Origin of the sequence: Bacillus cereus group sp. MYBKT111-2 (assembly GCF_051915205.1) — a bacterium.
Taxonomy (GTDB): Bacteria; Bacillota; Bacilli; order Bacillales; family Bacillaceae_G; genus Bacillus_A; species Bacillus_A paranthracis.
Genome location: NZ_JBQAEG010000002.1, coordinates 626,272 through 649,224, shown reverse-complemented (window position 1 = coordinate 649,224; position 22,953 = coordinate 626,272). Strand labels below are relative to the sequence as shown.

The following is a 22,953-nucleotide window of genomic DNA, read 5'->3' as shown; positions in this document are numbered from 1 at the left end:
TTTTACGTTTAAATTGAGACGAGGTTTTGCTCAATTAATTTTTTTATAAATGGGCTAATATTTTCTGGTAGCTTATCAAAATCAAAAAATTGTACACTTAATGATTCGATCCTATCAGCTTTTAGCAAGCCGCCTTTAATGTCTTTGCAAAGATATGCGATTGTTATAGGATAAAACTCATCCCCGTTTGGTAATTTTACAAAAAATTCTTTTCCAGAAAATACGCTTATTAACTGTAAGGTTCCTATTTCAATCCCTGTTTCTTCGAACACTTCTCGTCTCCCAGCTTCTTCTGTTGGTTCACCAAGTTCAACGAATCCACCAGGAACACCCCAAATACCATTTCGCCTTTGTTGAAGTAATATTTGTCCTTGTTCATTGAAAACAGCTACAGCAACTCCTGCTAGATTGAGTGGTCTTGATCCGACAACTTTTCTAAGTTCTTCAATATACCCCATTGCATGTAACCTCCGTAAGAAAAAATAAGAGCAAGTATACTATTCGTTGTTATGTGAATATTTTCCTCTTTATAAGAGGGAGAGAAGTCATATAACTTATTTGTTTTATTTGGTAAAATATACATCAAAAAAGGTCAAATAAAATCTTTGACCTTTTTTGACCAAGTGTTATAATAAAGGCAGAAAGAGATAATCTTTCATTCATAAATAATAAGGAGGAAAAAATATGCGTAATTTATTTCCAGAGATAACAAAACGTCAAAATGGTATTTTTGATTTTGGGCCTTCTTTATTAGAAGGAATGACAGATGCTTTCTTTAAACCGATGAACATGGATACTTTTAAAGTAGATGTTCATGAACAATCTGATAAATATACAGTAAAAGCAGATTTACCGGGTTTTCAAAAAGAAAACATTCAAGTTGAATTTGAACAAGATGTATTAACGATTCAAGCAACTAATCATAATGAAGTAGAAGAAAAAAATGAGAATGGCATATATATTCGTAAAGAACGTTCTATAGGTTCTGTAACTCGACGCTTTAATTTTCAACGAGTTGAGGAAGAAAATGTTAAAGCAAATTATAAAGATGGCGTACTGACAATTGAATTGCCAAAATTGAAAGAAGAAAAAAACAGTAAAACAACAATTAATATCGAATAAAAGAGCTGATAATTCAGCTCTTTTTTTATCTAGTTAATGAATAAATTAGTTGAAATCGTAATGAGTAGAATAAAGTTTTAACGCTTAAAAAATTTCACGATTAGCTCCCTTTAGGTTATTAAAAAGGGTATATTTAAAGGGAAAGGAAAAGAACATCTAGACATACTGTTTAAAGTGAATTAGTAATAAAGTCAAAATACATAGTAAGGGTAGCGACGTTTTAGAGAAGATAATAGATTTTCCTAGAATAAACTGAGATGATTATGAATTTTTTAATTAGTAAGGAAGTGGTTAGATGAGTTTATTAACGTATACTGAAGAATTTTTTAATTATGTAAGAGAGTTTTTACTTTTAAGATTTTTACTATTTGCTTTCGTTCTAATCATTATTTCATTTGTCATAAACCGCATTATTGATTGGTTTTTTAGGAAATCAAGCTTTTTTGATGAAGAGGTAGAGCAAACGATTCAAAGTGTGATTCGATCTATTTTTAGATATATCATTATCATTAGTCTAATCATATATTTAATTAGCCAATTTGTAGATATAAAAAGTATCATTGCAGGTGCAGGGATAGCGGGGGTTGTTATCGGTTTTGCTGCACAACAGATGCTGAAAGATGTTATATTAGGCTTTGCGAGATTAGCGGACAAAGAGTTTCGTGTTGGCGATTTTGTTACTTTTAACGGAACAAACTCAGGAACGATTGAGGAAATTAGTATTCGTTTTATGCAAATTCGTGAATGGTCAGGAAAACTCCTTACCATACCACACGGAGAGATTAGAACGATACAAAATTTTAATAAAGGCTGGATGCGCGTAATTGAACGAATTACGGTAAGTTATCAGGAAGATCCGACAAGAGTTAAGGAATTGTTAGAGGAAGTTTGTGTGAATTGTAATGAAAAGTTGGCCCCAAGTCTTTATCAAGTAGAGGATGAAGCTGTTGAACCTTTTAAATATGTAGGTGTTACAGATTTAAACCCGAATCTGAAATACGTTGGATATGAATTTTGTATTACAGGTTTAATAAAGCCAGAAGATTATTTTGAAACTTCTAGACAAGTAAGATTTGAATTAATGTCTATGTTCCATAAGAATCAAGTGCAAATGCCAGCAGTAAATATGCTTGTTACTACTGAAAGTTTACAGCATAGCAAAGGTGGACAATCTTTATCGGATAGCTAAAGTAGAATAGTTTGGTAACGGAAATGCTGCTTTCAGCATTGGATAGAAAAATAATAATAAAATGATTGATATAAAAAAGAGCTGAAGGAATTCAGTTCTTTTTAATTTGTAGAATTTAGAAATTTCTTAATGTTATAATGGTAGATGGTGATGAAAATGAACTTTGAAGAAAAAGAGATGCATCGTTTAGAGGCATTAAAAGCAATTGCTGAATTATTAAATGAAGCAACAAATTTACAAGACATGTTAGAAAAAGTGTTACATACTTTGTTACAAGTTATGAATTTACAAACAGGCTGGATCTTTTTTATTGATGAAAGTGGAAAATACCGTATGCTTGTAGATCAAAACTTACCGCCAGCTCTTACATGGCAAGAGAAGAAGCCGATGTGTGAAGGAGATTGCTGGTGTGTAGAGCGTTTTGTAAATGGAAGATTAGAAAAAGCGACGAATATTATTGAATGTAAGCGAATAGAGGATGCGATTGAATGTAATTGGGGAGATACTGAAGATGTTACGCACCATGCGACAATTCCATTAAGGTCCGGGTCGGAGAAGTTTGGTCTCTTAAATGTGGCCGCGCCTCAAAAAACACATTTTTCAGAGGAAGAATTAGCATTATTAGAATCAATTGCATTTCAAATAGGGACGACAATCCAACGTATTCAGCTAGTGGAAAAAGAACGTAAATATGTAGTAGTAGCTGAACGAAATCGACTTGCACGTGATTTACATGATTCAGTAAAACAATTGTTATTTTCTATTATGCTAACAGCAAAAGGTACGCTAAATATGACGCAAGATAGAGACTTGCAAGAGATGTTGAGCTATATTGGAGAATTATCACAAGAAGCATTACAAGAGATGACACTTTTGATTTGGCAATTAAGACCGGAAGGATTAGAGAAAGGGTTAGCTGAAGCAATTAAAAATTACGGAAAGTTGTTAGGGATTCACGTGGAAGTTCGAATTGATGGAATGGTTTCAATTGGTGATGAAATAGAAGAAGTTTTATGGCGTATTAGTCAAGAAGCGATACATAATTGTAAAAAACATGCTTCATGTGAAAAGGTACATGTTCTTTTAAAAATAGAAGATAACCAGTTGTATTTTTACATAGAGGATAACGGAATAGGATTTATACAAGAGCAAGTAAGAGAGTCAGCACTCGGTTTAAAAAGTATGAAGGAACGTATTCAGTTAATGAGGGGATCATTTCAAATAAAAACGGAGCTGAAAAAGGGTACGAAAATTGAAATTCAATTGCCAGTTTGAAGGGGAGAAGAAGGTTGAAAATTAAATTACTACTAGTTGAGGATCATCATATCGTTCGAAGAGGACTTGTATTCTTTTTGAAAACGAGAGAAGAATTTGAAATTGTTGGGGAAGCAGAAAATGGAGAAGATGCGTTAACATTCGTCCAAACAAAAAGGCCAGATGTAGTATTAATGGATCTATCAATGCCGAAGATGGATGGCATCGAAGCAACAAAACAAATAAAACAATATGATGAAACGATAAAGATACTAATATTAAGCAGTTTTTCAGAGCAAGATTATGTTTTACCAGCACTTGAAGCCGGAGCAGATGGTTATCAATTAAAAGAAGTACAACCTGAGCAACTTGTAGCTTCTATTATTGCAGTACATGAAGGAAATACGAATTTTCATCCGAAAGTAACACCAGCACTATTAGGACGATCAGTAGTCAAGAAAGAAAAAGAAAACCCTTTTTCTATGTTAACGAAAAGAGAACAAGAAGTACTTCGTGAAATTGCGAAAGGGCGAAGTAATAAAGAAATTGCAGCAGTGCTTCATATTACAGAACAAACTGTAAAAACACATGTTTCAAATGTTTTAGCTAAATTAGAAGTAGATGATCGTACGCAAGCTGCATTGTATGCAGTGAAACATGGGGAAAATAATAATAAGTATGAATAAATGTTTCGCATAGTATGACAGAATACATAGGAGCAATTAAAATGTTATAGTTAAGTCTAATAAAGGTTTTTCTTCTTTCAATAATTAGGTACAATAAAATGAAATTTTAATCCGTGGAGGGTCTATACCCACTGATTATTAACCCACACCAATTGTTTTTTTACGGGATAAAGCTACGATTGAAGGTGAAGATATGCTATGCCTGGTACAAGAAGTGGGATTGGAAAGATTCAAGCTTCGTTAAACGGTTTATCACCGAAATTGCGAAGTATTGCTGAACATATTTTAAAACATCCACAAGATGTTGTACATAAATCTATTACTGAGTTAGCAGAAGTTACGAATAGTTCTGAGGCTACGATATTTCGCTTATGTAAACACCTCGGTTTGCAAGGATTCCAAGATTTAAAGATTACATTAGCTCGTGAAATTGTCCATACACCGATGCAAAATATTCATGAAGAAGTATCAGCAGAAGAATAGTATGGTAACTGTTGCTAAAAAAGTTTTTCATTCACATATTACAGGACTACAAGATACATTGCAGTTGTTAAATGATACGGCATTAGAGCAAGCTGTAAAAGCTTTGCAAGAAGCAAGTCGAATCGAGTTTTACGGAAATGGTGGTCCTGGTATTATTGCGATGGATGCATATCATAAATTTATGAGAACGGGTATTTCATGTATCGCTCATACTGATTCTCATTTCTAAATTATAGGAGCGGGTTTGCTCTCGAAAAATTCAGTTGTTATCGGCATTTCTCATTCTGGTAGCAATAAAGGGTTACTGGAAGCGTTAGAAGTAGCGAAAGCAAGAGGAGCTAAAATTATTGCGATTACGAGATATCAGAAATCGGCATTAATTCAACTGGCTGATATTACATTATACACTTCAACACGTGAAACGGAATTCCGCACAGAAGCAAGTTCATCAAGATTAGCGCAGTTAAGTTTATTAGATACTTTGTACGTTGGGTTATCGTTACAACGCCAAGAAGAAACGTTGCAAAATCTACAAAGTATTCGGGAAACAATTTCGATGAAACGAATATAAAAAAGAGGCTGTCTCAAAAGGTGCTTTTTAGCCAAAATCGTATAAAAAGTGAAAGGCAGAAATGTTGATTTTATAACGTTTCTGCTTTTTCAATTTCATGTGATCTTACTTCGAAAGAGACTTATGAGACAGCCCCTTTTTTATTAGTGAATAGTTTGTTTATTTATTTTCTTGTAGAAATATGTGACTTACTTATAGCCAGTGATGACTCTCATTTAAAAAAATATAAAACGATTTATACAACAATTCAAACATTGTTCATAATTTCACAATTTGTTTTTGAAGTGTCATGTTATGATGAACATGTAATGATGATTGAACACTTAAACTTGGCACAATGATTAGCCAAACTAGTGAAGACAGAAGTTGTGAGATGAACTCATGAAAAATTCTAAAACACTAAAGGGGAGATCACATATGAAAGCAGTAGTAGTTAATAAAAATAGTAAAGCAAACATTGAAATTATTGAAAAGGAATTACGTCCGTTACACTCAGGTGAAGCGCTAGTAGATGTAGAGTATTGTGGAGTTTGTCATACTGATTTACACGTTGCAAATCATGATTTTGGAAACACAGATGGCCGTATTCTTGGTCATGAGGGTATAGGTATTGTGACGAAAATCGCTGATGATGTTACTTCACTAAAGGTGGGGGACCGTGTAAGTATTGCATGGATGTTCCAATCTTGTGGACGTTGTGAATATTGCGTGACTGGTAGAGAAACATTTTGCCGTGAAGTTAAGAATGCTGGTTATTCAGTAGATGGTGGTATGGCTGAACAATGTATTGTGACAGCTGATTATGCGGTGAAAGTACCAGAAGGATTAGATCCAGCTCAAGCATCATCAATCACATGTGCGGGTGTAACTACATATAAAGCTATAAAAGTATCCAATATTAAACCTGGCCAACCTATCGTCATCTATGGTTGTGGTGGATTAGGTAACCTAGCTATTCAATATGCTAAAAACGTATTTGGTGCAAAGGTAATTGCAGTAGATATTAATGACGATAAATTAGCCTTAGCAAAAGAGGTTGGAGCTGATATGACAATCAATCCAATTTCTCAAGGTCCTGCTGATAAGATTGTTCAAGATGAGTTTGGTGGTGCTTATGCTGCTGTAGTAACAGCTGTTTCAAAAGTAGCATTCAACTCTGCAGTTGATGCAGTACGTGCTTGTGGTAAAGTCGTTGCAGTAGGTTTACCAGTAGAAACGATGGATTTAAACATTCCGCGACTTGTACTAGATGGAATTGAAGTGGTTGGCTCTCTAGTCGGTACTCGTAAGGATCTAGAAGAGGCATTTCTGTTCGGTGCAGAAGGAAAAGTAGTGCCTGTTGTTCAAACTTGTTCTCTAGATAAAGTACAAAATGTATTCGAAGAAATGGAACAAGGTCGAATTCAAGGACGTATGGTAATCGATTTTAAACAGCATAATTGTGATTGCAAATAATTCACATTAAATATAAAAAATATGAGTCTAACAAAGTACATGTAAAAAAGTTAGACTGCATAAAAAGATGATCCCTGTATGCAATAGGGATCATCTTTTTTATATTCTACTAATATCAATGCCAATCCATACTTGATTAATGAGACAGGATTAAAGGTTCACTTTATTTGCAAAAGAAAAAGAATCTTTATGTTTAACAAATTTTTTATGATCAGGAACGGTTTGAATTGCTACAGTTTGCGAATCTCTTGCTTTCAGTGCATCTTGAATCCCGAGTGTCATAAGCTTAATAAATAGAATCGTAATAAAGAATGAAGCGAGAGTATAAAAAATGATCCACCATGAAAGATTCATTTCATTACGATTTAAGCCAATAAGACCTGCCCAATCATTAGATAGAGAAACAGGTTTGAGCACTCCGTCATATAGTTCACGCATTTGTATCCCGCCAATTACAATGTTAAGCAACGCTAAATGGATAACGAGTATGAGTGTTTGGACGATATGTTCCATAAATAATACAAATAAGCGGTCAAGTAATAAGACTCGTAAGTGTTTTTTCATAATATGAAAACGGCTAGCACCTAATAATTGTGCACTTAAAATGTAATCTCGTTTCATAAATTCATCAACCTCTGAGGATATATATAAAGAAAGTGTAGGCAGAGCGACGAAAATAAGTACGAGTACTTGATAAAACGTAAATGAAATATTTGGATCTAACCCATCAGCATTTGATGTGATTACAATATTAACGGGCGTAATAAGTATGAATGCGATAAATAGAGTTGGAATATAGTAAAAAACTTCTGAGCATCCCTGGAAAAATCTCTTGAGTTTTGGAGCAAATAAACTTAAGAGGATTCCTATACATGTTCCGCATAAAATTCGAAAGAAGCTAATTGCCACGGCTAATAGAATAGTAAATTTTGCTCCTTCTATAATTTGAAAGAAAACAGACTCTCCAAAACGATCAGATCCAAAAGGCGGAATTAACGATGGCGGAAAGGGGGCCTTTCCAAGTAATTCGTTATTGTCATTGTAAAGTAACTGAGGAGGTTTTGGGATGTTATCTTTAAAGAACCAACTATAAATAAAACTAGCTGAAATAAGTATAAATAAATAGGTAAAGCCGATTAAAAAGCGTTTTGATTTCCAAATAGATTTCATAATGCTACTCCTTTCAAGTGCTTTTGCCATCTATTCATCATGAATGAGATTATTTGAAAAATAGTATAAAACGGTAAAATAATCATAACCAGTATGATAAATGCAGCTGGAGGTGAAATAAAAGCCTTATTAAATAAGAATTGAATAATGCCTTCCATATTAAAAATAAATTCTAAAATGAATAAATTAGAAAGTAAGAAAACAAAAATCGTTTTTAAATGGTGGAAGAAGTGGATAGATATATTTTTGAATAAATGAATACAAAGTATATAACTTGATGAAAGGCCTTTTCCATAGGCAACTTCTACATAATCTTTTCCATGTTCTTCTTTTATGTATAACACCATCATCCGAAACATTTGTAATGTAGGTAAGACTGCTAAAGATAAAATAGGGAGTAAATAAGCTCGGTTTTCATTAAAAGAAATAATCGTGACAGGAGATTCCCCGAATTGCTTAAGTACCCATATGAAAAATATTTGCAAACAAATCATCATCATCATATCAGGGACAGCTTCTAATATGAACACAATTCGATTTATCCATTTTTTTATATAATCTTTTGCTAAAAAATAAAAAAATGCCATGCTAGATGATAGAAAGAGCGCAAGTAAAAAGGCTAAAAATAATACAGTAAATGAATATAGGTAAGGTTCTAAAACGGTTGGGAATAAGGGTGTTTTTTTGAAACTACCAAATTTCGGGTCTGATCCTATAACCACTAATGATTCAGGGGAGAAAACATCCTTTAACATAGTAACAATCTGATTAAAAAAAAGAATTGGTTGAAAGGTAAATCCATTTTGAGTGATAAATAAATAAGGTAAATTTAATAATAATAAGAGTGATAAAAGAATGGATGAAAGCTTAATTGTGAATTGAGATATTTTATGTAACATTAAATCCCTCCGACATCTTTTTACAACATTATACAATAAATTCCGGTATATTTTTATATTTTTCTGAAAAATAAGAAATTAATTGGGTTTTATAATTATAATACGGAATATACTTACATAAGGAAATCTCTATATTGAGGACCGGATTTCTATGTCCATCAAGAGGGGATCCTAATATTTCCATTTTAGAAGCATTTACTTTACTTCAATTGATTGGCATTTGGTGTTATTCCAATGTTACCAAGTTAATAGAACTAAGTTTTCTTAAAACAAAAACCACCGAAATATAGAAGTGGTTTGGAACGTAAGGAATTTGTAAGGAAGGAGTAAGAAAAAAGAGATTTTCAATGTGTATGATCAAAATATAGAGAAGAACGGGAGGGGGAGTAGTTACTATCTATTTATATAAAAACAAATTAATTAATAAAACGCTATGGAAGAAAAGAAGAAATTATAGAAGTTAACAGATATCTGAAGAAGAGGGATTAATCATTTATTAGGTCAGAGAGTTGTTTGAAGAAATAATTGGTCTATAGATGATTGCAAATTCAGTATTGACTTTTATCATTGGGAGGGTTGATAGCTGTGTGATTAGCATATGACATAACTATCAACCAGCAATACAATTTAAATAGAGGAGAGGAATGCTTTATGAAAACACGCAGTAAAATTATATGTGGAAGTCTAGCGCTATTAATAGCTGGGAGTTCCCTGTTATACATAACACCAGCCTCAATTGTAAAAGCAGAATCGTCGCAAAATGTATCAAGTTCGTTACAAACAAGTACGCAAAGCGATCGTGCTCCCGTTAAGAAAGCAATACGGGATGCACTACAACTTGGATACCCGGGAATACTCGCTAACATTTCTAAGAGTGGTAAAACTTGGAGTTATACCGCTGGGGTAGCAGATGTGAGAACTAAGAAACCAATGAAAGCAGATTTTCGCTTTCGTATTGGCAGTGTAACGAAAACGTTCATTGCAACAGTTCTACTTCAATTATCTGGAGAGAACCGTTTGAATCTAGACGACTCCATTGAAAAATGGTTGCCTGGTGTCATTCAAGGAAACGGATATGATGGTAACCAGATTACGATCCGGCAAATATTGAATCATACAAGTGGTATTGCTGAATATATGAATTCAAAAGACTTCGATATTATGGATACAAAAAAATCGTATACGGCTGAAGAATTTGTAAAGATGGGGATTTCCCTTCCCCCAGAATTTGCCCCGGGAAAGGGTTGGTCTTATTCAAACACAGGATACGTATTACTGGGGATCCTTATTGAAAAAGTAACTGGCAACAGCTATGCGGAAGAGGTTGAAAATCGGATTATTGAACCTCTTGATTTGTCAAATACATTCCTACCTGGTAATTCAAGCGTGATTCCAGGCACCAAGCATGCCCGTGGTTATATCCAACTAGATGGAGCAAGTGAGCTAAAAGACGTTACGTATATGAACCCAGGTAGCTCGGATGGAGATATGATTTCTAATGCTGACGATTTAAATAAATTCTTCTCATACTTACTTAGTGGTAAATTGCTGAAGGAACAGCAACTAAAACAAATGCTTACTACAGTTCCTACAGATAGAGAAGGAGCGGGATATGGTCTTGGAATCGTTGAATTTAAGCTTCCGAACGGTGTCTCGGTATGGGGACACAGAGGTAGCGTTCTAGGGTTTTCCACTTTTGTTGGTGGAACACTTGGAGGCAAGCATACATTGGCCGTCAATTTGAACAGCTTTAACTTTAGTAATCCTGATCCTTTTAAAAGTATTTTACTTGCTGAATTTAGGAAGTAGGAAAAAAGGCGAAATGGATAAGTTTTGTCATAGGTTTATAGTTTAAAATATATCATTTTGGTGCAAAAAACAACTTGCTCTAAAAAAATTTAATACTCGTAATTAAGTATAAAAGAACGCTATCGTTTTAAGTAAATATTTCAGGAGGGTTTTATGAAAAAGAAAATGATTACTGCACTTGGTGTTTCTGCTATAATACTGACTAATTTTGTAGGAAGTACTTATGCAGACTCTAAAACAGGAGTTTCTGTTACAGCTTCCTACAATAAAAATCAAATAGCGGAATGGTTAGAAATGCACGCGAAGCCTTTAAAAACAACAAATCCAAATACACCTTTTAATGATTTAAAACCATTTAAGAATATGGTGGGTTCAGCTTCAATTGTAGGTTTAGGTGAAGCTACGCATGGGGCTCATGAAGTTTTTACGATGAAAAACCGTATTGTAAATTATTTAGTATCTGAAAAGGGTTTTACCAACCTAGTTTTAGAAGAGGGGTGGGACAGAGCTTTAGAACTTGATCGATATGTTCTTACTGGTAAGGGAAATCCAAGCCAGCATCTATCACCTGTATTTAAGACGAAAGAAATGTTAGATTTACTTGATTGGATTCGGCAATATAATGCTAATCCAAAACATAAATCTAAAGTGCGTATCATCGGGATGGACATTCAATCAGTAAACGAGAATGTTTATAATAATATAATAGAATATATTAAAAGAACCAATTCAAAACTTGTGCCGAGGATAGAAGAGAAGATAAAAGGTCTTATTCCTGTAACAAAGGATATGAATACTTTTGAAAGCCTTACGAAAGAAGAAAAAGAAAAGTATATTTCAGATGCTAAACAAATTAGTGCTTTATTAGAGGAAAATAAAAGTTATTTAAATGGGAAATCTAAAGAGTTCGCATGGATAAAACAAAATGCTCGTATTATTGAACAGTTTACTACAATGTTAATGTCACCTCCTGATAAACCATCTGATTTATATTTGAAACATGATATTGCAATGTATGAAAATGTAAAGTGGACTGAAGAACATTTAGGAAAAACTATTGTATGGGGGCATAATGGCCACGTTTCGAAAACAAATATGCTTCCTTTTGTATACCCTAAAGTAGCTGGGCAGTATTTAGCAGAGTATTACGGAAAACGGTACGTATCTATTGGAACATCAGTTTATGAAGGACAATACAATGTCAAGAATAGCAATGGTGAATTTGGCCCATATGGAATATTAAAATCGGATGATCCAAACAGTTATAACTACATCTTTGGACAAGTTAAAAAAGATCAATTTTTTATTGATTTACGTAAGGCAAACGGCGTGACAAAAACTTGGTTGAACGAACAACATCCAATTTTCGCTGGAGTAACTACCGAAGGGCCTGATATACCAAAAACAGTTGATATATCATTAGGTAAAGCGTTTGATATACTTGTTCAAATTCAAAAAGTGAGTCCATCTCAACTACATCAATAAATTTAGAATAATGTACCTTAATGAAGTGTAGTGTTAAGTGTCAATAGAGTTGTTTGAATATGTCAGTTTGGTTATTTTCATTAAAGGATTATTAAATGGAATAAATGTTTTGAAATTAGAGACGATGTGGGATAGAAGCGCAGTATCATCAAGTTAACAAAATAAAATTCTACCTAAAATGAAAAAAACGCTATTCTTTCTATAGAATCATAGGAAAGGATGGCGTTTTTTGATCTAATCTATTACTACAATTTGCTCACGAAATTTAAAACTTTTTGTCCCCTAACACCTTACGAAATCTTACTGAAAATATTGAGTTTGTACAACAAACCACATACCTATTAAGCGAAAGAACAAGTTACTCAAAAACTAGAAAAAGAGTTTGTTTCGAAACGGATATTATATAACTTTACCGAATGGATCAGTTACCTGTGGTTGGTTAATGGAATTAACTGAAAAAGCATTTGCAGAAGATCCTAAACTTGATGGTATTAAAGGTGAAATGAACTCTTCAGGAGAAGGAAAATGGACTGTTGAAACGGCACTTGAACTGCAAGCTGCAGCACCAGTAATCGCTATGTCATTATTTATGCGCCATCGTTCTCAGGAAGATGATACATTCCATGGAAAAGTAGTTTCAGCATTACGTAATCAGTTCGGTGGGCATGAAGTTGTGAAAAAATAGAGGATGATTTTTGAAAAGAAACTACTAATTTAAAAATACCAATCAATCATCGTTTTTTTGCCACAAATGACAGCTTCAACGTTCATTGAATGAACAATATATTCTATATTTTCTTCTTTAGCTAATAATAAGGTTGTAAAGGAATCAAATATACTCATAAACGCATACTCATTATCTTCGCCAGTAATAATTAACTCATTATTGCTAATGTCCCAAATATCTAATGGAGTAGTATTATTTATCTCTAATAATCCGCTTGTATCAAGAATTGGTTCAGAGAAATATAAATTTTTTGCACCTTTAGAACCGAGGAGTTTAAGTAATTTATGTAATAAAAATATAGACGTATAATCTTCTGTTGGATAATAAAGATCTTCTTTTAAGTTTGAATGTAGCTTTTCAGCTAAATCCTCTCTTTTATATTCTTCTGTAAAAGCACCAATGGAAGTCAACATGGCCATTGCTAATTCTGCGTATGAATGTAATCCACTATAAGGCATCATTTCCTTCCAAGAAACGGATTTCCCATTATGAATGATTTCTTCAGCGCTAGGATAGATGTGCTCATATGGTTTTTTTCTCATAGACTTTTCCCATCCTAAAGGCATTTGGACAAAAGGGTGTAGCAATATAGCTGCAGATTTAAAGGTGCTTGGTAGTTGTGCTAAAATTGGTGATTTGTCATCTAGCCAAATGTAATCCAACAAAATATAACCTCCTCTTAGACTTTGAAATGTACGGATTCCCGCATTATGTTTTTTGTATTGGTTGTATTAAGTATAAAGCGCTGCATGAAATATGTCCCAACATAAAAATAAGAATAAATAAAATGAAGTTTTCATAAATAGTAAAAGAATGATTATGTCATCAGTGTAGCTAAGAAATGATGTTACATATGGAGAGAGCGTGTTAAAAAAATATGAGGTGGTTAAATGGGAAATGAGCAAGTGAAGAATGTAGGGGAAGAAAAAAAGTTATGTCTTTGTATGATTGTTAAAAACGAATCTAGAATTATGGAAAGATGTTTAAATGCTACGAAATCAATTGTAGATTTTGTTTCTATTTGTGATACTGGATCAACTGATCATACACCTGAAATTATTGAAAATTGGTGTAAAGAAAATGAAATCCCTGGAACAGTTCATCATGAACCATTTAAAAACTTTGGTTATAACAGAAGCTTAGCTGTATCGTTAGCGCAAAAAACATACCCAGAAGCAGATTATTTATTAATATTAGATGCGGATATGATTTTAGAGGTTGATCCGAATTTCGATAAAACGAGCTTAACGGAAGACCATTATCTTACATTACAATATGATATTCATATTAAGTATTGGCTTACACGGCTTTTAAAAGCGTCTTTACCATGGAAATCAGTCGGTGTTACTCATGAGTATTGGGATATAGATCGTTCCAAAGTTGGAGAGGATTACAATACGAGAGTAGCTAGACTGGAGACGCTTGTCGTTAATGACCCTGGTGATGGTGGGAGTAAAGCGGATAAATTTGAAAGAGATGAGAGGCTGTTGTTACAAGGGTTGAGTGATCCAGAAACTACGCCAGATTTGCATATAAGATATTTATTTTATTTAGCTCAAACTTATTTTCATTTAAGTCAATTTGAAGATTCGATTAAATGGTATAAAAAACGAGTGGAAGCAGGGGGATGGGTTGAAGAGGTATTTTATTCGTTATTGCGAATAGGATTTTGTTATGAACAATTAGCAACTCGTTCAGCAAATAAACAACTTGAAGTAACAGAAGTGGATGAAAAAGAAAATGCTAAGAAACAAGAAGAGCAATATACAGCATTAGCTGTTCTTTATTTTCAAAAAGCGTGGGAATATAGACCAACTAGGGCTGAGCCATTATATCAACTTGCAAGAATGTATCGATTAAAATCTCAAAATAATATTGCTTTGATGTATGCCCTGCAAGGGAAGGAAATTCCTTTTCCGAAAAATGATCTTCTATTTGTAGATTATCATGTGTATGATTACTTATTTGACTATGAGATTTCTATAAATGCTTTTTATATACCACATAAAAAGCATTTAGGTGCAGTGTCACAAAAAATTTTGGAATCGAAAAAAGATGAGTTACCGTTGCATATAGCAAATATGGTAGAAAGTAATGCGAAATTTTATTAAATACAATTTCGGTTAAAGGAGTAGTGGAGTAATAATGGAATTAATACGATGGGCGCTAGAACTAGGAGAATCTGTGCATGGAAATACGTATGAAGAATTGTTGCCACTACTAGATTATTATTATGATCGTGATCATTTAAAAGCGTATTGTATCGCAAATCTTCTGTTAAACATGGACGTATCAGATGAACATCAGCAAAGAATTGAATTAAGAAGGTGCATTGCTGCTTATTATGCTGGACTATATAAAGTAGCAAAAAAACATGCAAAGGATCTTTTACTGAAATATCCGGATGTAGATTTATATAAGAATAATTTAAGGCTAATGGAAGCTTATTTGAATAAAGAATATGATTATTGTTTGTTTATATGCCCAAAGACGTATGGTAGTTTTATAGATGTTGCGCGAGCTTTGAAATGGCGATTGGAGCAAGAGGGAAATACAGCAATCATATCAGAAACAATACTCGAAAATGTGGGGAATACAATTATTTTTGGAGCGCATACATATGCACATAGCCCACATCTCCTTCCGAAAAATGCAATTATTTATAATTTAGAACAGCTATATGAAGGAAGCCCTTATGCGCATCCTCTTTATTTAATGTTATTAAAAGATAAGGAAATTTGGGATTATAGTAAACAAAATATAGAATGGTTAAAACAAAGAGGAGTAGGAAAAGAAATAAAACATGTAGGCATGAACTATGCACCAACTTTAGAAATAAAAAAAGATGCATTTGATGAAGAATTAATTGAAGACATTGATATACTGTTTATAGGTGCTCTTAACCCAAGGCGGCAAGCTATATTGGATCAATTAAAAGTCGTTGCCCCGAATTTAAATATTGTTTTTAAAAATAATGCATGGGGAATTGTTAGAAATGAGTTAATTGCCAGGTCTAAAATTATATTAAATATCCACTTTTACTTATCTGGTATTCTTGAAACTCCTCGAGTTTCTTATGCAGTGGCAAATAAGAAATTTATTATTTCGGAAAATAGCAACCCAGAGGACGAAATAGATTGGCCGGGTATTGTATTTACTCCGTATGAAAAAATAATTGAAAACGTAATGAAATATATAGAGTTATCAGAAGAACGGAAAAGATTAGCGGAAAAAGCATATAACCATTTTAAAGCAAATGAAAGTTTAGGTACATTGAGCATGAGAGATGAAACAAAGTAATTGTACGAAACTCATACGAAAGTATGAGTTCTTTTTTGTTTATCATACTATTTTATGAAACAAGTTAACTCTTTATATTGTGTTTTGTGTAGAAATTTCTGATAATATATAAGTAGAAATTGAAAACAAAGGGGAGAAATAATCATGAAACTAGTTGTTATTAACGGTACACCAAGAAAATTTGGTAGAACTCGCGTGGTGGCAAAATATATTGCGGATCAATTTGAAGGGGAATTATATGATTTAGCAATTGAGGAGTTACCTTTATACAATGGAGAAGAGTCACAACGTGATTTAGAGGCAGTGAAAAAATTAAAAACGTTAGTGAAAGCTGCGGATGGGGTTGTATTATGTACACCAGAATATCATAATGCGATGAGCGGTGCGCTGAAAAACTCTTTAGATTACTTAAGTAGTAATGAATTTATTCATAAACCAGTTGCGTTGTTAGCGGTTGCTGGTGGCGGTAAAGGTGGAATAAATGCATTAAACAGCATGCGAACGGTCGCTAGAGGTGTTTATGCAAATGCAATTCCAAAACAAGTTGTTCTTGATGGATTACATGTGCAAGATGGTGAACTTGGGGAAGATGCAAAACCATTAATTCATGATGTAGTTAAAGAATTGAAAGCATATATGAGCGTATATAAAGAGGTGAAAAAGCAACTAGGGGTTGAGTGATATGTCATCTCTTTATAAAGATTCACGCTTGTATTTCATTCTAGGGGCCAATAGTCTATCAGCTATTGGTTCCGGTATTGTAATGATAACGATTCCATGGTTGTTAATTAAAGAGAGTGGAGGAGAGACAACGTTTGGTTATGTTTCCATCATCTCAACACTGATTATGTTTTTGTTAACTCCGTTTATCGGGCAAAGTATTGATCGTTTTTCAAGAAAATCTTTATTATTATGCAATGAAGGTATTGGGATAGCCGTAATCGGAATAATGGTTATATGGGGATTTGCTGGGCAATCCTATCATTCTATTCATTATATTCTTATTTATATAGCAGGCTCTTTTTACTATCTATTATTTTATCCTACAATTTTTGCGTTCAACCAAGAAATTTTTCAAGCAGAACATTATAAAAGTTTAAGTGGAACGATGGAAATACAAGGACAGTTAACACAAGTTATTTCAGGAGCAGCCGCGAGCTTCCTAATTGAAGTTGTGTCTTTGAAGTGGATATTGTTAGTAGATATGTTAACTTTTGCAGGAGCATTTTTGCTATTTTTATGTATACCGTATGTCAAGAAAAAAGAGATTAAAAAGAAAATAACATTTAAGAAGCAATTGTTCGAAGGAATTCACTTTATGAAAAACCGTCCTAAGCTCTTTTGGTTCTTACTTGCCACTTATATGCCGTTTATAGGTGTCATGATGGCAAATTATTTAATACCAGTTTATATTTCGGATATACTTAAAGCTAATGCCTCTGTATACGCGATAGAGGGAATGATGTACGGTGTTGGAGCTGTTGTTGCAGGAATCTGTATTCCACTCATAATGAAATATGTCAAAACAGAAGTTTCAATCGTTATGACGATGTTCATTTATGTAATTTCAATTACCGTAATGATTATTGAACCTTCCGTAATTTTCTTATATGGACTAGCGATTTTTCATGCGATTGGAAATGCGGGGACAAGAGTGGCGAGAAATGTATTGATGATGGAGGAAATTCCAAACGAAGTAATGGGACGTGTAGACAGCTTATTTCGATTAATTGGTACAGGAATAAGAATTGTATTATTAATGCTGTTTACAGTTGGTGTATCTAAAGCTGGGGTAATGCTCCCGTTTTACGTACTTAGCTGTATATTGATTCTATCATTAGGAATTGCTCTTTATTATGTATATTCACAACGTAAAGTAGGGACGAACGTTTCTAATAAATCAATCGTTTAAAAAAACCTTCTGCCTTCCAATCTTTTTTTATATAATAAAAAGAAAGGGAGTGCAAACATATATATGAACAAATGGATATTACTTATAATCGTATTATTACCTCCACTATACATCCTTTATATGACGTTTCGAATGAAGAAAGTTGCTCGTGAAAAGTTGAGCCATCACTCTCCGTATGTTCTTATATTAGGTGCAAAGTTATTTGGAGATAGACCGTCTTTATCTCTTCAGAACCGTTTGGATGTAGCATTACAATATTTAGTTTCTCATCCTGAAGCGAAAGTGATTGTTTCAGGTGGTCAAGGAGAAGATGAAGATATACCGGAAGCTCATAGTATGAGGAACTATTTAATGGTACATGGTATAGATGAGAGTCGTATTTTAATAGAAGACCAATCTACAAATACGTATGAGAATGTAAAGTTTAGTATAGATTTATATGATGTGAAACATGCAGTAGTTGTAAGCAATACGTATCATTTATATCGAACGAAAATAATTGCAAAGCGTTTAGGCATGAAGATGGAGGCATTAGCTGCTGAAACGCCAATGCGCTCTAAGAGAAAAATGTATGTGCGTGAATACGCCGCTATAATGAAAACAATATTGTTAGACCATTAGAGCTCAAATGTGAGCTCTTTTTTAATTTAAATGCGTATCATTTGAAATGAATGCCATATTCCATCAAAATAAAGGAAACAACGATAAAGGAGTTGTATTTGTGATTCAGTTTAATCAAGTGTCAAAATCATATGAAGATGGCACAAAAGCAGTGGATTCATTGCATTTAGAAATTAAAAAGGGAGAATTTTTTGTTCTCATTGGTCCGAGTGGTTGCGGGAAAACAACGACAATGAAAATGATTAATCGTTTAATTGAAACGACAGAAGGCTCAATTTTAATCGATGGAAAAGATATTCAACAATATAATATTAATGAATTACGATGGGATATAGGATATGTGTTGCAGCAAATCGCTTTGTTCCCTCATATGACAATTGCTGAAAATGTTGCAGTTGTTCCTGAAATGAGAAAGTGGAGCAAAGAAAAAATAAAAGCTCGTGTCGATGAGTTGCTCCAGATGGTCGGGCTAGATCCAGACGTATATCGCGATCGCATGCCTGATGAATTATCAGGTGGGCAAAAGCAGCGTATTGGTGTCGTACGGGCATTAGCCGCAAACCCGAAAATTGTTCTTATGGATGAACCATTTAGTGCGTTAGATCCGTTAAGTAGAGAGCAACTTCAGAAGGATATCGTACAATTGCAAAAGAAGATTCAAAAAACAATTGTATTCGTAACACATGATATGCAAGAAGCATTATCACTTGGAGATCGCATTTGTGTTATGAAAGAAGGAAAAGTTGTTCAATTAGATACGCCAGAAGGAATTATACATAACCCGAAAAATGAATTTGTAGAAGAGTTCATTGGAAATCGTGGGCGACCTTGGTATGAGGGGAAAAGTATAGAAGATGTATTGCCACTTGATGAAAGTATGCGGATAGAAGGAGAGGCACTATCATTACATTCTTCTTTACAAGAAGCATTAGTTCGTCTGCGAGCTGATGAAGTCGTTCCAGTTGAAGAAAATGGTCGATATGTTGGAGCTTTAATGAGTCGTCATATTGTCAATTATATTGTTGAACAAATGAAGGAAAGAGGCTAAACAGTGACTGATTTTATACAAACGTTTCAAGAACGAAAAATAGAATTACTAACTGCATTAAGTGAGCATTTACAAATATCGCTTATTTCATTATTTTTTGCAGTAATTATTGCGGTACCGCTTGGCATTTTATTAACGAGAAAAGAGCGAATGGCTGAATTTATAATAGGAACTTCTGCAGTAATGCAGACGGTGCCATCACTTGCATTACTCGGACTATTAATTCCGTTAGTAGGAATCGGAAAACTTCCAGCGATTATCGCATTAGTTGTGTATGCACTATTACCTATTTTACGCAATACATATACAGGAATACGGGAGTTAGATGAATCTTTAATTGAAGCAGCGAAAGCTATGGGGATGAATAGCTGGAGAAGACTGTGGAAGGTAGAGCTTCCTCTTGCGTTACCAATTATTATGGCCGGTATTCGTACGGCAATGGTATTAATTGTTGGAACGGCTACATTAGCAGCTCTTATAGGTGCTGGTGGGCTTGGTAAACTCATATTGCTTGGTATCGATCGGAATGATCATGCGCTTATCATTTTAGGGGCCGTACCAGCCGCGTTACTTGCTTTATTCTTTGATGTAGTACTTCGGGTGCTTGAGAGTCCAAAACGTTCGTCTAAGCGTGTTATATTGACGATATGTATTGTTTGTATAATGGTTGCTTCTCCATTTCTTTGGAATACCGAAAAGAAAGATATTGTTATTGCGGGCAAACTTGGATCAGAACCTGAAATTTTAATTCAAATGTATAAGCAGCTTATTGAACAAGATACCGATTTACATGTACAATTAAAACCAGGTCTTGGAAAAACATCATTTGTATTCGAAGCATTGAAATCAGGGGAAGTAGATATATACCCTGAGTTTTCGGGAACAGCTTTATCTACATTCGTGAAAGAAGAGCCAAAAAGTACAAATCGGGATGAAGTATATGAGCAGGCTCGCGTTGGAATGGAAAAGAAATATAGTATGGTTATGTTGAAACCAATGGAGTATAACAATACATATGCACTAGCTATGCCGAAAAAAATAGCAGATCAAAAGAATATAAGTACAATTTCTGATTTAGGAAATATTGCACAGGATGCTAAAGTAGGGTTCACATTAGAATTTGCTGATCGTGAAGACGGTTATAAAGGAATGCAAAAAATATATAACTATAAGTTCTCGAATGTTAAAACGATGGAACCGAAATTACGTTACAGTGCAATTCAATCAGGGGATGTTAATGTAATCGATGCATATTCAACAGATAGTGAATTGGAACAGTACGGACTTAAAGTGTTAAAAGATGATAAAGGGTTATTCCCACCATATCAAGGTGCACCGTTATTAAGAAAAGAGACATTACAAAAATATCCTGAACTTGAAAAAGTATTAAATAAATTATCTGGAAAAATTACAGATGAAGAAATGCGAAAAATGAATTATGAAGTAAATGTGAATGGTAAAAGTAGTGAAGAAGTCGCAAAACAATTTTTACAAAAAGAGAATTTACTTCGTTAAATTTACAAAAAATATACAAATTCATATGTATGAAATGACCGTTCATTATAAAATGAACGGTTTTTTTGTGCATACTTATACATTTTTTCAAAAAAGTATTCCATTTTTCTTCATTTTCTTTTAGAATAAGTAATGTTTTCCTGAAAAAATATAAGAGAAGCGTCTATTAGAGAAAAAGGTGACTTTAATAGTTGAACGAACATAACACCTAGAATGACAGATGGGGTGGTACAAATAGAAAAGAAGTTAGGATTTTTTCCATTAATTGCATTAGTAGTCGGAACAATGGTTGGTGGCGGTGTTTTTAGTTTACCGCATGATTTAGCAGTAGGAGCAAATAGCGGCTCTATCATAATTGGCTGGTGTATTACAGCGATGGGAATGATTCCACTCGCGCTCGTATATCAAACGTTAGCAAGAAAGAAACCAGAGCTTGAGGGCGGGATTTATAGTTATGCACGTGCTGGTTTCGGTGAATATATCGGATTTAACAGTGCTTGGGGATACTGGTTAGCAGGAATTTTAGGAAACGTTGCAACAATCATGTTACTGTTTAGTACATTAGGTTATTTCTTCCCCATTTTTAAAGGTGGAAATAGTGTTGCGTCTATCGTAGGAGCATCACTTTTATTATGGACACTTCATTTTCTAATTTTATTTGGCATTCGTGAAGCATCTATTATGAATGTGATTGCAACAATAGGGAAATTGGTTCCAATCGTATTATTTATTGTTGTAATGGTAACAGCGTTTCGCTGGGATACATTTACACATGATTTTTGGGGAGAAGGAACTATTTCAGTTTCCTCTATACTTGGTCAAGTGAAGAATACAATGCTTGTAACTCTTTGGGTTTTCATCGGGGTTGAAGGAGCGGTAGTATTATCTGGAAGAGCGAAAAATAGTCGAGACGTCGGTAAAGCGACAGTATTAGGACTTATTTTAGTAATGTCTATTTATATTTTAATTTCTGTCTTGTCAATGGGAGCGATGACAAGAGGAGAACTTTCTGTTTTAGAAACTCCATCAATGGGACATGTATTAGAACATGTTGTTGGGACATGGGGGGCAGTTGCGATTAACATCGGGTTAGTTGCTTCACTTGTAGGTACATTAATAGGCTGGTTTTTACTTGTTTCTGAAATTTCTCACGTAGCAGGAAAAGATGGCGTGTTTCCGAAAGTCTTTACGAAAACAAATAAAAAACAAACGCCGCATATGGCATTATGGATTTCAAATGGTGTTGCCCAAGTTATATTTATAATCGTTCTATTTTCAGAGTCAACATATCAAATTATGTATTTCATAGCGTCAACATCAATATTAGTACCATATTTATTATCAGCGTTATTCCAATTCAAATTAGTGATTACAAATGAACTAAAAGATGCAAAAGTGAAAAATGGTTCGCTAGCTTTAATTGCTTCACTTTACTCTGTATGGCTTATTTATGCAGCTGGTTTGAAGAATTTATTGCTCGTTTCAATCGTATACGGAATTGGAATCATTGTTTATGTGTACGCAAGAAAAGAAAAAGGAAATCGTTGTTTTACTGGTATAGAGAGATATGTAATGTGGGCAATTGTCGTAGCAGCTGTTACATCTCTTTATATGTTATTGACTGGAAATATAAAAATGTAAAAGTCCTTTTCATTTAAAGGGCTTTTTTCTTTGTCTATAGAATATTTAATACATAAGATATTCAGG

General features: G+C 33.8%; 18 protein-coding genes and 3 pseudogenes. 17 read left to right on the top strand and 4 right to left on the bottom strand.

Going from position 1 to position 22,953, the window contains the following annotated elements:
- Nucleotides 1-8: 8 nt before the first annotated feature.
- Nucleotides 9-458 (bottom strand): NUDIX hydrolase, encoded by a 450-nt coding sequence (locus tag ACTFNE_RS08620; RefSeq protein ID WP_046197514.1) that lies wholly within the window; start codon nucleotides 456-458, stop codon nucleotides 9-11.
- 226 nt (nucleotides 459-684) lie between these two features.
- Here ACTFNE_RS08620 and ACTFNE_RS08615 point away from each other — a divergent pair, with 226 nt between their 5' ends.
- The 6 genes and pseudogenes from ACTFNE_RS08615 (at nucleotide 685) to adhP (ending at nucleotide 6,760) form a co-directional block, all read left to right on the top strand.
- A complete protein-coding gene (locus ACTFNE_RS08615) occupies nucleotides 685-1,122 on the top strand; it encodes an Hsp20/alpha crystallin family protein (protein ID WP_001245061.1) in 438 nt (145 codons plus the stop codon).
- 295 nt (nucleotides 1,123-1,417) lie between these two features.
- Nucleotides 1,418-2,311, top strand: coding sequence for a mechanosensitive ion channel family protein (locus ACTFNE_RS08610; RefSeq protein WP_046197513.1), 894 nt, complete (start codon nucleotides 1,418-1,420; stop codon nucleotides 2,309-2,311).
- Nucleotides 2,312-2,488: 177 nt separating this feature from the next.
- Complete coding sequence (locus ACTFNE_RS08605; RefSeq protein ID WP_141108617.1) at nucleotides 2,489-3,586, top strand: sensor histidine kinase; 1,098 nt, start codon at nucleotides 2,489-2,491, stop codon at nucleotides 3,584-3,586.
- A 14-nt stretch (nucleotides 3,587-3,600) separates the two neighbouring features.
- Nucleotides 3,601-4,251, top strand: a complete 651-nt coding sequence (locus ACTFNE_RS08600) for a response regulator (protein WP_046197511.1) — start codon at nucleotides 3,601-3,603, stop codon at nucleotides 4,249-4,251.
- 198 nt (nucleotides 4,252-4,449) lie between these two features.
- Nucleotides 4,450-5,305: pseudogene (locus ACTFNE_RS08595) on the top strand (MurR/RpiR family transcriptional regulator).
- A 417-nt stretch (nucleotides 5,306-5,722) separates the two neighbouring features.
- Nucleotides 5,723-6,760 (top strand): alcohol dehydrogenase AdhP, encoded by a 1,038-nt coding sequence (gene adhP, locus ACTFNE_RS08590; RefSeq protein WP_046197510.1) that lies wholly within the window; start codon nucleotides 5,723-5,725, stop codon nucleotides 6,758-6,760.
- A gap of 150 nt (nucleotides 6,761-6,910) precedes the next feature.
- On the opposite strand, the gene ACTFNE_RS08585 is transcribed toward adhP, so the two are convergent.
- Together ACTFNE_RS08585 and ACTFNE_RS08580 are read right to left on the bottom strand one after the other, a co-directional pair.
- The gene (locus ACTFNE_RS08585) at nucleotides 6,911-7,930 is read right to left on the bottom strand and encodes an ABC transporter permease (protein ID WP_046197509.1); all 1,020 of its coding nucleotides are present in this window, start codon (nucleotides 7,928-7,930) and stop codon (nucleotides 6,911-6,913) included.
- Complete coding sequence (locus ACTFNE_RS08580; RefSeq protein WP_046197508.1) at nucleotides 7,927-8,829, bottom strand: ABC transporter permease subunit; 903 nt, start codon at nucleotides 8,827-8,829, stop codon at nucleotides 7,927-7,929. Before ACTFNE_RS08580 ends, ACTFNE_RS08585 begins: the two co-directional genes overlap by 4 nt.
- Before the next feature lie 651 nt (nucleotides 8,830-9,480).
- Here ACTFNE_RS08580 and ACTFNE_RS08575 point away from each other — a divergent pair.
- The 3 genes and pseudogenes from ACTFNE_RS08575 to ACTFNE_RS08565 form a co-directional block, all read left to right on the top strand.
- The gene (locus tag ACTFNE_RS08575) at nucleotides 9,481-10,638 is read left to right on the top strand and encodes a serine hydrolase domain-containing protein (RefSeq protein WP_046197507.1); all 1,158 of its coding nucleotides are present in this window, start codon (nucleotides 9,481-9,483) and stop codon (nucleotides 10,636-10,638) included.
- A gap of 153 nt (nucleotides 10,639-10,791) precedes the next feature.
- Nucleotides 10,792-12,123, top strand: coding sequence for an erythromycin esterase family protein (locus tag ACTFNE_RS08570; RefSeq protein ID WP_046197506.1), 1,332 nt, complete (start codon nucleotides 10,792-10,794; stop codon nucleotides 12,121-12,123).
- 415 nt (nucleotides 12,124-12,538) lie between these two features.
- Nucleotides 12,539-12,808: pseudogene (locus ACTFNE_RS08565) on the top strand (6-phosphogluconate dehydrogenase); the annotation flags it as partial.
- Nucleotides 12,809-12,837: 29 nt separating this feature from the next.
- Here ACTFNE_RS08565 and ACTFNE_RS08560 read toward each other — a convergent pair.
- Nucleotides 12,838-13,601 (bottom strand): annotated as a pseudogene (locus tag ACTFNE_RS08560) (DUF2711 family protein).
- 139 nt (nucleotides 13,602-13,740) lie between these two features.
- Between ACTFNE_RS08560 and ACTFNE_RS08555 the strand changes: the two are divergent.
- The 8 genes from ACTFNE_RS08555 (at nucleotide 13,741) to arcD (ending at nucleotide 22,887) form a co-directional block, all read left to right on the top strand.
- The gene (locus ACTFNE_RS08555; protein WP_270705407.1) at nucleotides 13,741-14,961 is read left to right on the top strand and encodes a tetratricopeptide repeat-containing glycosyltransferase; all 1,221 of its coding nucleotides are present in this window, start codon (nucleotides 13,741-13,743) and stop codon (nucleotides 14,959-14,961) included.
- Between the two features lie 34 nt (nucleotides 14,962-14,995).
- The gene (locus tag ACTFNE_RS08550; protein ID WP_046197504.1) at nucleotides 14,996-16,150 is read left to right on the top strand and encodes a hypothetical protein; all 1,155 of its coding nucleotides are present in this window, start codon (nucleotides 14,996-14,998) and stop codon (nucleotides 16,148-16,150) included.
- A 144-nt stretch (nucleotides 16,151-16,294) separates the two neighbouring features.
- Nucleotides 16,295-16,831: an NADPH-dependent FMN reductase gene (locus ACTFNE_RS08545; RefSeq protein WP_000780354.1), complete on the top strand. Its 537-nt coding sequence runs from the start codon at nucleotides 16,295-16,297 to the stop codon at nucleotides 16,829-16,831.
- 1 nt (nucleotide 16,832) lies between these two features.
- Nucleotides 16,833-18,062, top strand: coding sequence for an MFS transporter (locus tag ACTFNE_RS08540; protein WP_046197503.1), 1,230 nt, complete (start codon nucleotides 16,833-16,835; stop codon nucleotides 18,060-18,062).
- A gap of 63 nt (nucleotides 18,063-18,125) precedes the next feature.
- Complete coding sequence (locus tag ACTFNE_RS08535) at nucleotides 18,126-18,683, top strand: YdcF family protein (protein WP_046197502.1); 558 nt, start codon at nucleotides 18,126-18,128, stop codon at nucleotides 18,681-18,683.
- A 100-nt stretch (nucleotides 18,684-18,783) separates the two neighbouring features.
- The gene (locus ACTFNE_RS08530; RefSeq protein WP_046197501.1) at nucleotides 18,784-19,731 is read left to right on the top strand and encodes an ABC transporter ATP-binding protein; all 948 of its coding nucleotides are present in this window, start codon (nucleotides 18,784-18,786) and stop codon (nucleotides 19,729-19,731) included.
- 3 nt (nucleotides 19,732-19,734) lie between these two features.
- A complete protein-coding gene (locus tag ACTFNE_RS08525) occupies nucleotides 19,735-21,246 on the top strand; it encodes an ABC transporter permease/substrate-binding protein (protein ID WP_046197500.1) in 1,512 nt (503 codons plus the stop codon).
- Nucleotides 21,247-21,459: 213 nt separating this feature from the next.
- Nucleotides 21,460-22,887 (top strand): arginine-ornithine antiporter, encoded by a 1,428-nt coding sequence (gene arcD, locus ACTFNE_RS08520; protein ID WP_000129463.1) that lies wholly within the window; start codon nucleotides 21,460-21,462, stop codon nucleotides 22,885-22,887.
- Nucleotides 22,888-22,953: the final 66 nt, after the last annotated feature.

What these genes read in the sequence shown, in the direction of transcription:
- ACTFNE_RS08555 (WP_270705407.1), top strand. Translation starts at nt 13,741, where the DNA reads ATGGGAAATGAGCAAGTGAAGAATGTAGGGGAAGAAAAAAAGTTATGT.
- ACTFNE_RS08550 (WP_046197504.1), top strand. Translation starts at nt 14,996, where the DNA reads ATGGAATTAATACGATGGGCGCTAGAACTAGGAGAATCTGTGCATGGA.
- ACTFNE_RS08535 (WP_046197502.1), top strand. Translation starts at nt 18,126, where the DNA reads ATGAACAAATGGATATTACTTATAATCGTATTATTACCTCCACTATAC.
- ACTFNE_RS08620 (WP_046197514.1), bottom strand. Translation starts at nt 458, where the DNA reads ATGGGGTATATTGAAGAACTTAGAAAAGTTGTCGGATCAAGACCACTC.
- ACTFNE_RS08540 (WP_046197503.1), top strand. Translation starts at nt 16,833, where the DNA reads ATGTCATCTCTTTATAAAGATTCACGCTTGTATTTCATTCTAGGGGCC.
- adhP (WP_046197510.1), top strand. Translation starts at nt 5,723, where the DNA reads ATGAAAGCAGTAGTAGTTAATAAAAATAGTAAAGCAAACATTGAAATT.
- ACTFNE_RS08575 (WP_046197507.1), top strand. Translation starts at nt 9,481, where the DNA reads ATGAAAACACGCAGTAAAATTATATGTGGAAGTCTAGCGCTATTAATA.
- ACTFNE_RS08585 (WP_046197509.1), bottom strand. Translation starts at nt 7,930, where the DNA reads ATGAAATCTATTTGGAAATCAAAACGCTTTTTAATCGGCTTTACCTAT.
- ACTFNE_RS08605 (WP_141108617.1), top strand. Translation starts at nt 2,489, where the DNA reads ATGCATCGTTTAGAGGCATTAAAAGCAATTGCTGAATTATTAAATGAA.
- ACTFNE_RS08615 (WP_001245061.1), top strand. Translation starts at nt 685, where the DNA reads ATGCGTAATTTATTTCCAGAGATAACAAAACGTCAAAATGGTATTTTT.
- arcD (WP_000129463.1), top strand. Translation starts at nt 21,460, where the DNA reads ATGACAGATGGGGTGGTACAAATAGAAAAGAAGTTAGGATTTTTTCCA.
- ACTFNE_RS08570 (WP_046197506.1), top strand. Translation starts at nt 10,792, where the DNA reads ATGAAAAAGAAAATGATTACTGCACTTGGTGTTTCTGCTATAATACTG.
- ACTFNE_RS08610 (WP_046197513.1), top strand. Translation starts at nt 1,418, where the DNA reads ATGAGTTTATTAACGTATACTGAAGAATTTTTTAATTATGTAAGAGAG.
- ACTFNE_RS08580 (WP_046197508.1), bottom strand. Translation starts at nt 8,829, where the DNA reads ATGTTACATAAAATATCTCAATTCACAATTAAGCTTTCATCCATTCTT.
- ACTFNE_RS08545 (WP_000780354.1), top strand. Translation starts at nt 16,295, where the DNA reads ATGAAACTAGTTGTTATTAACGGTACACCAAGAAAATTTGGTAGAACT.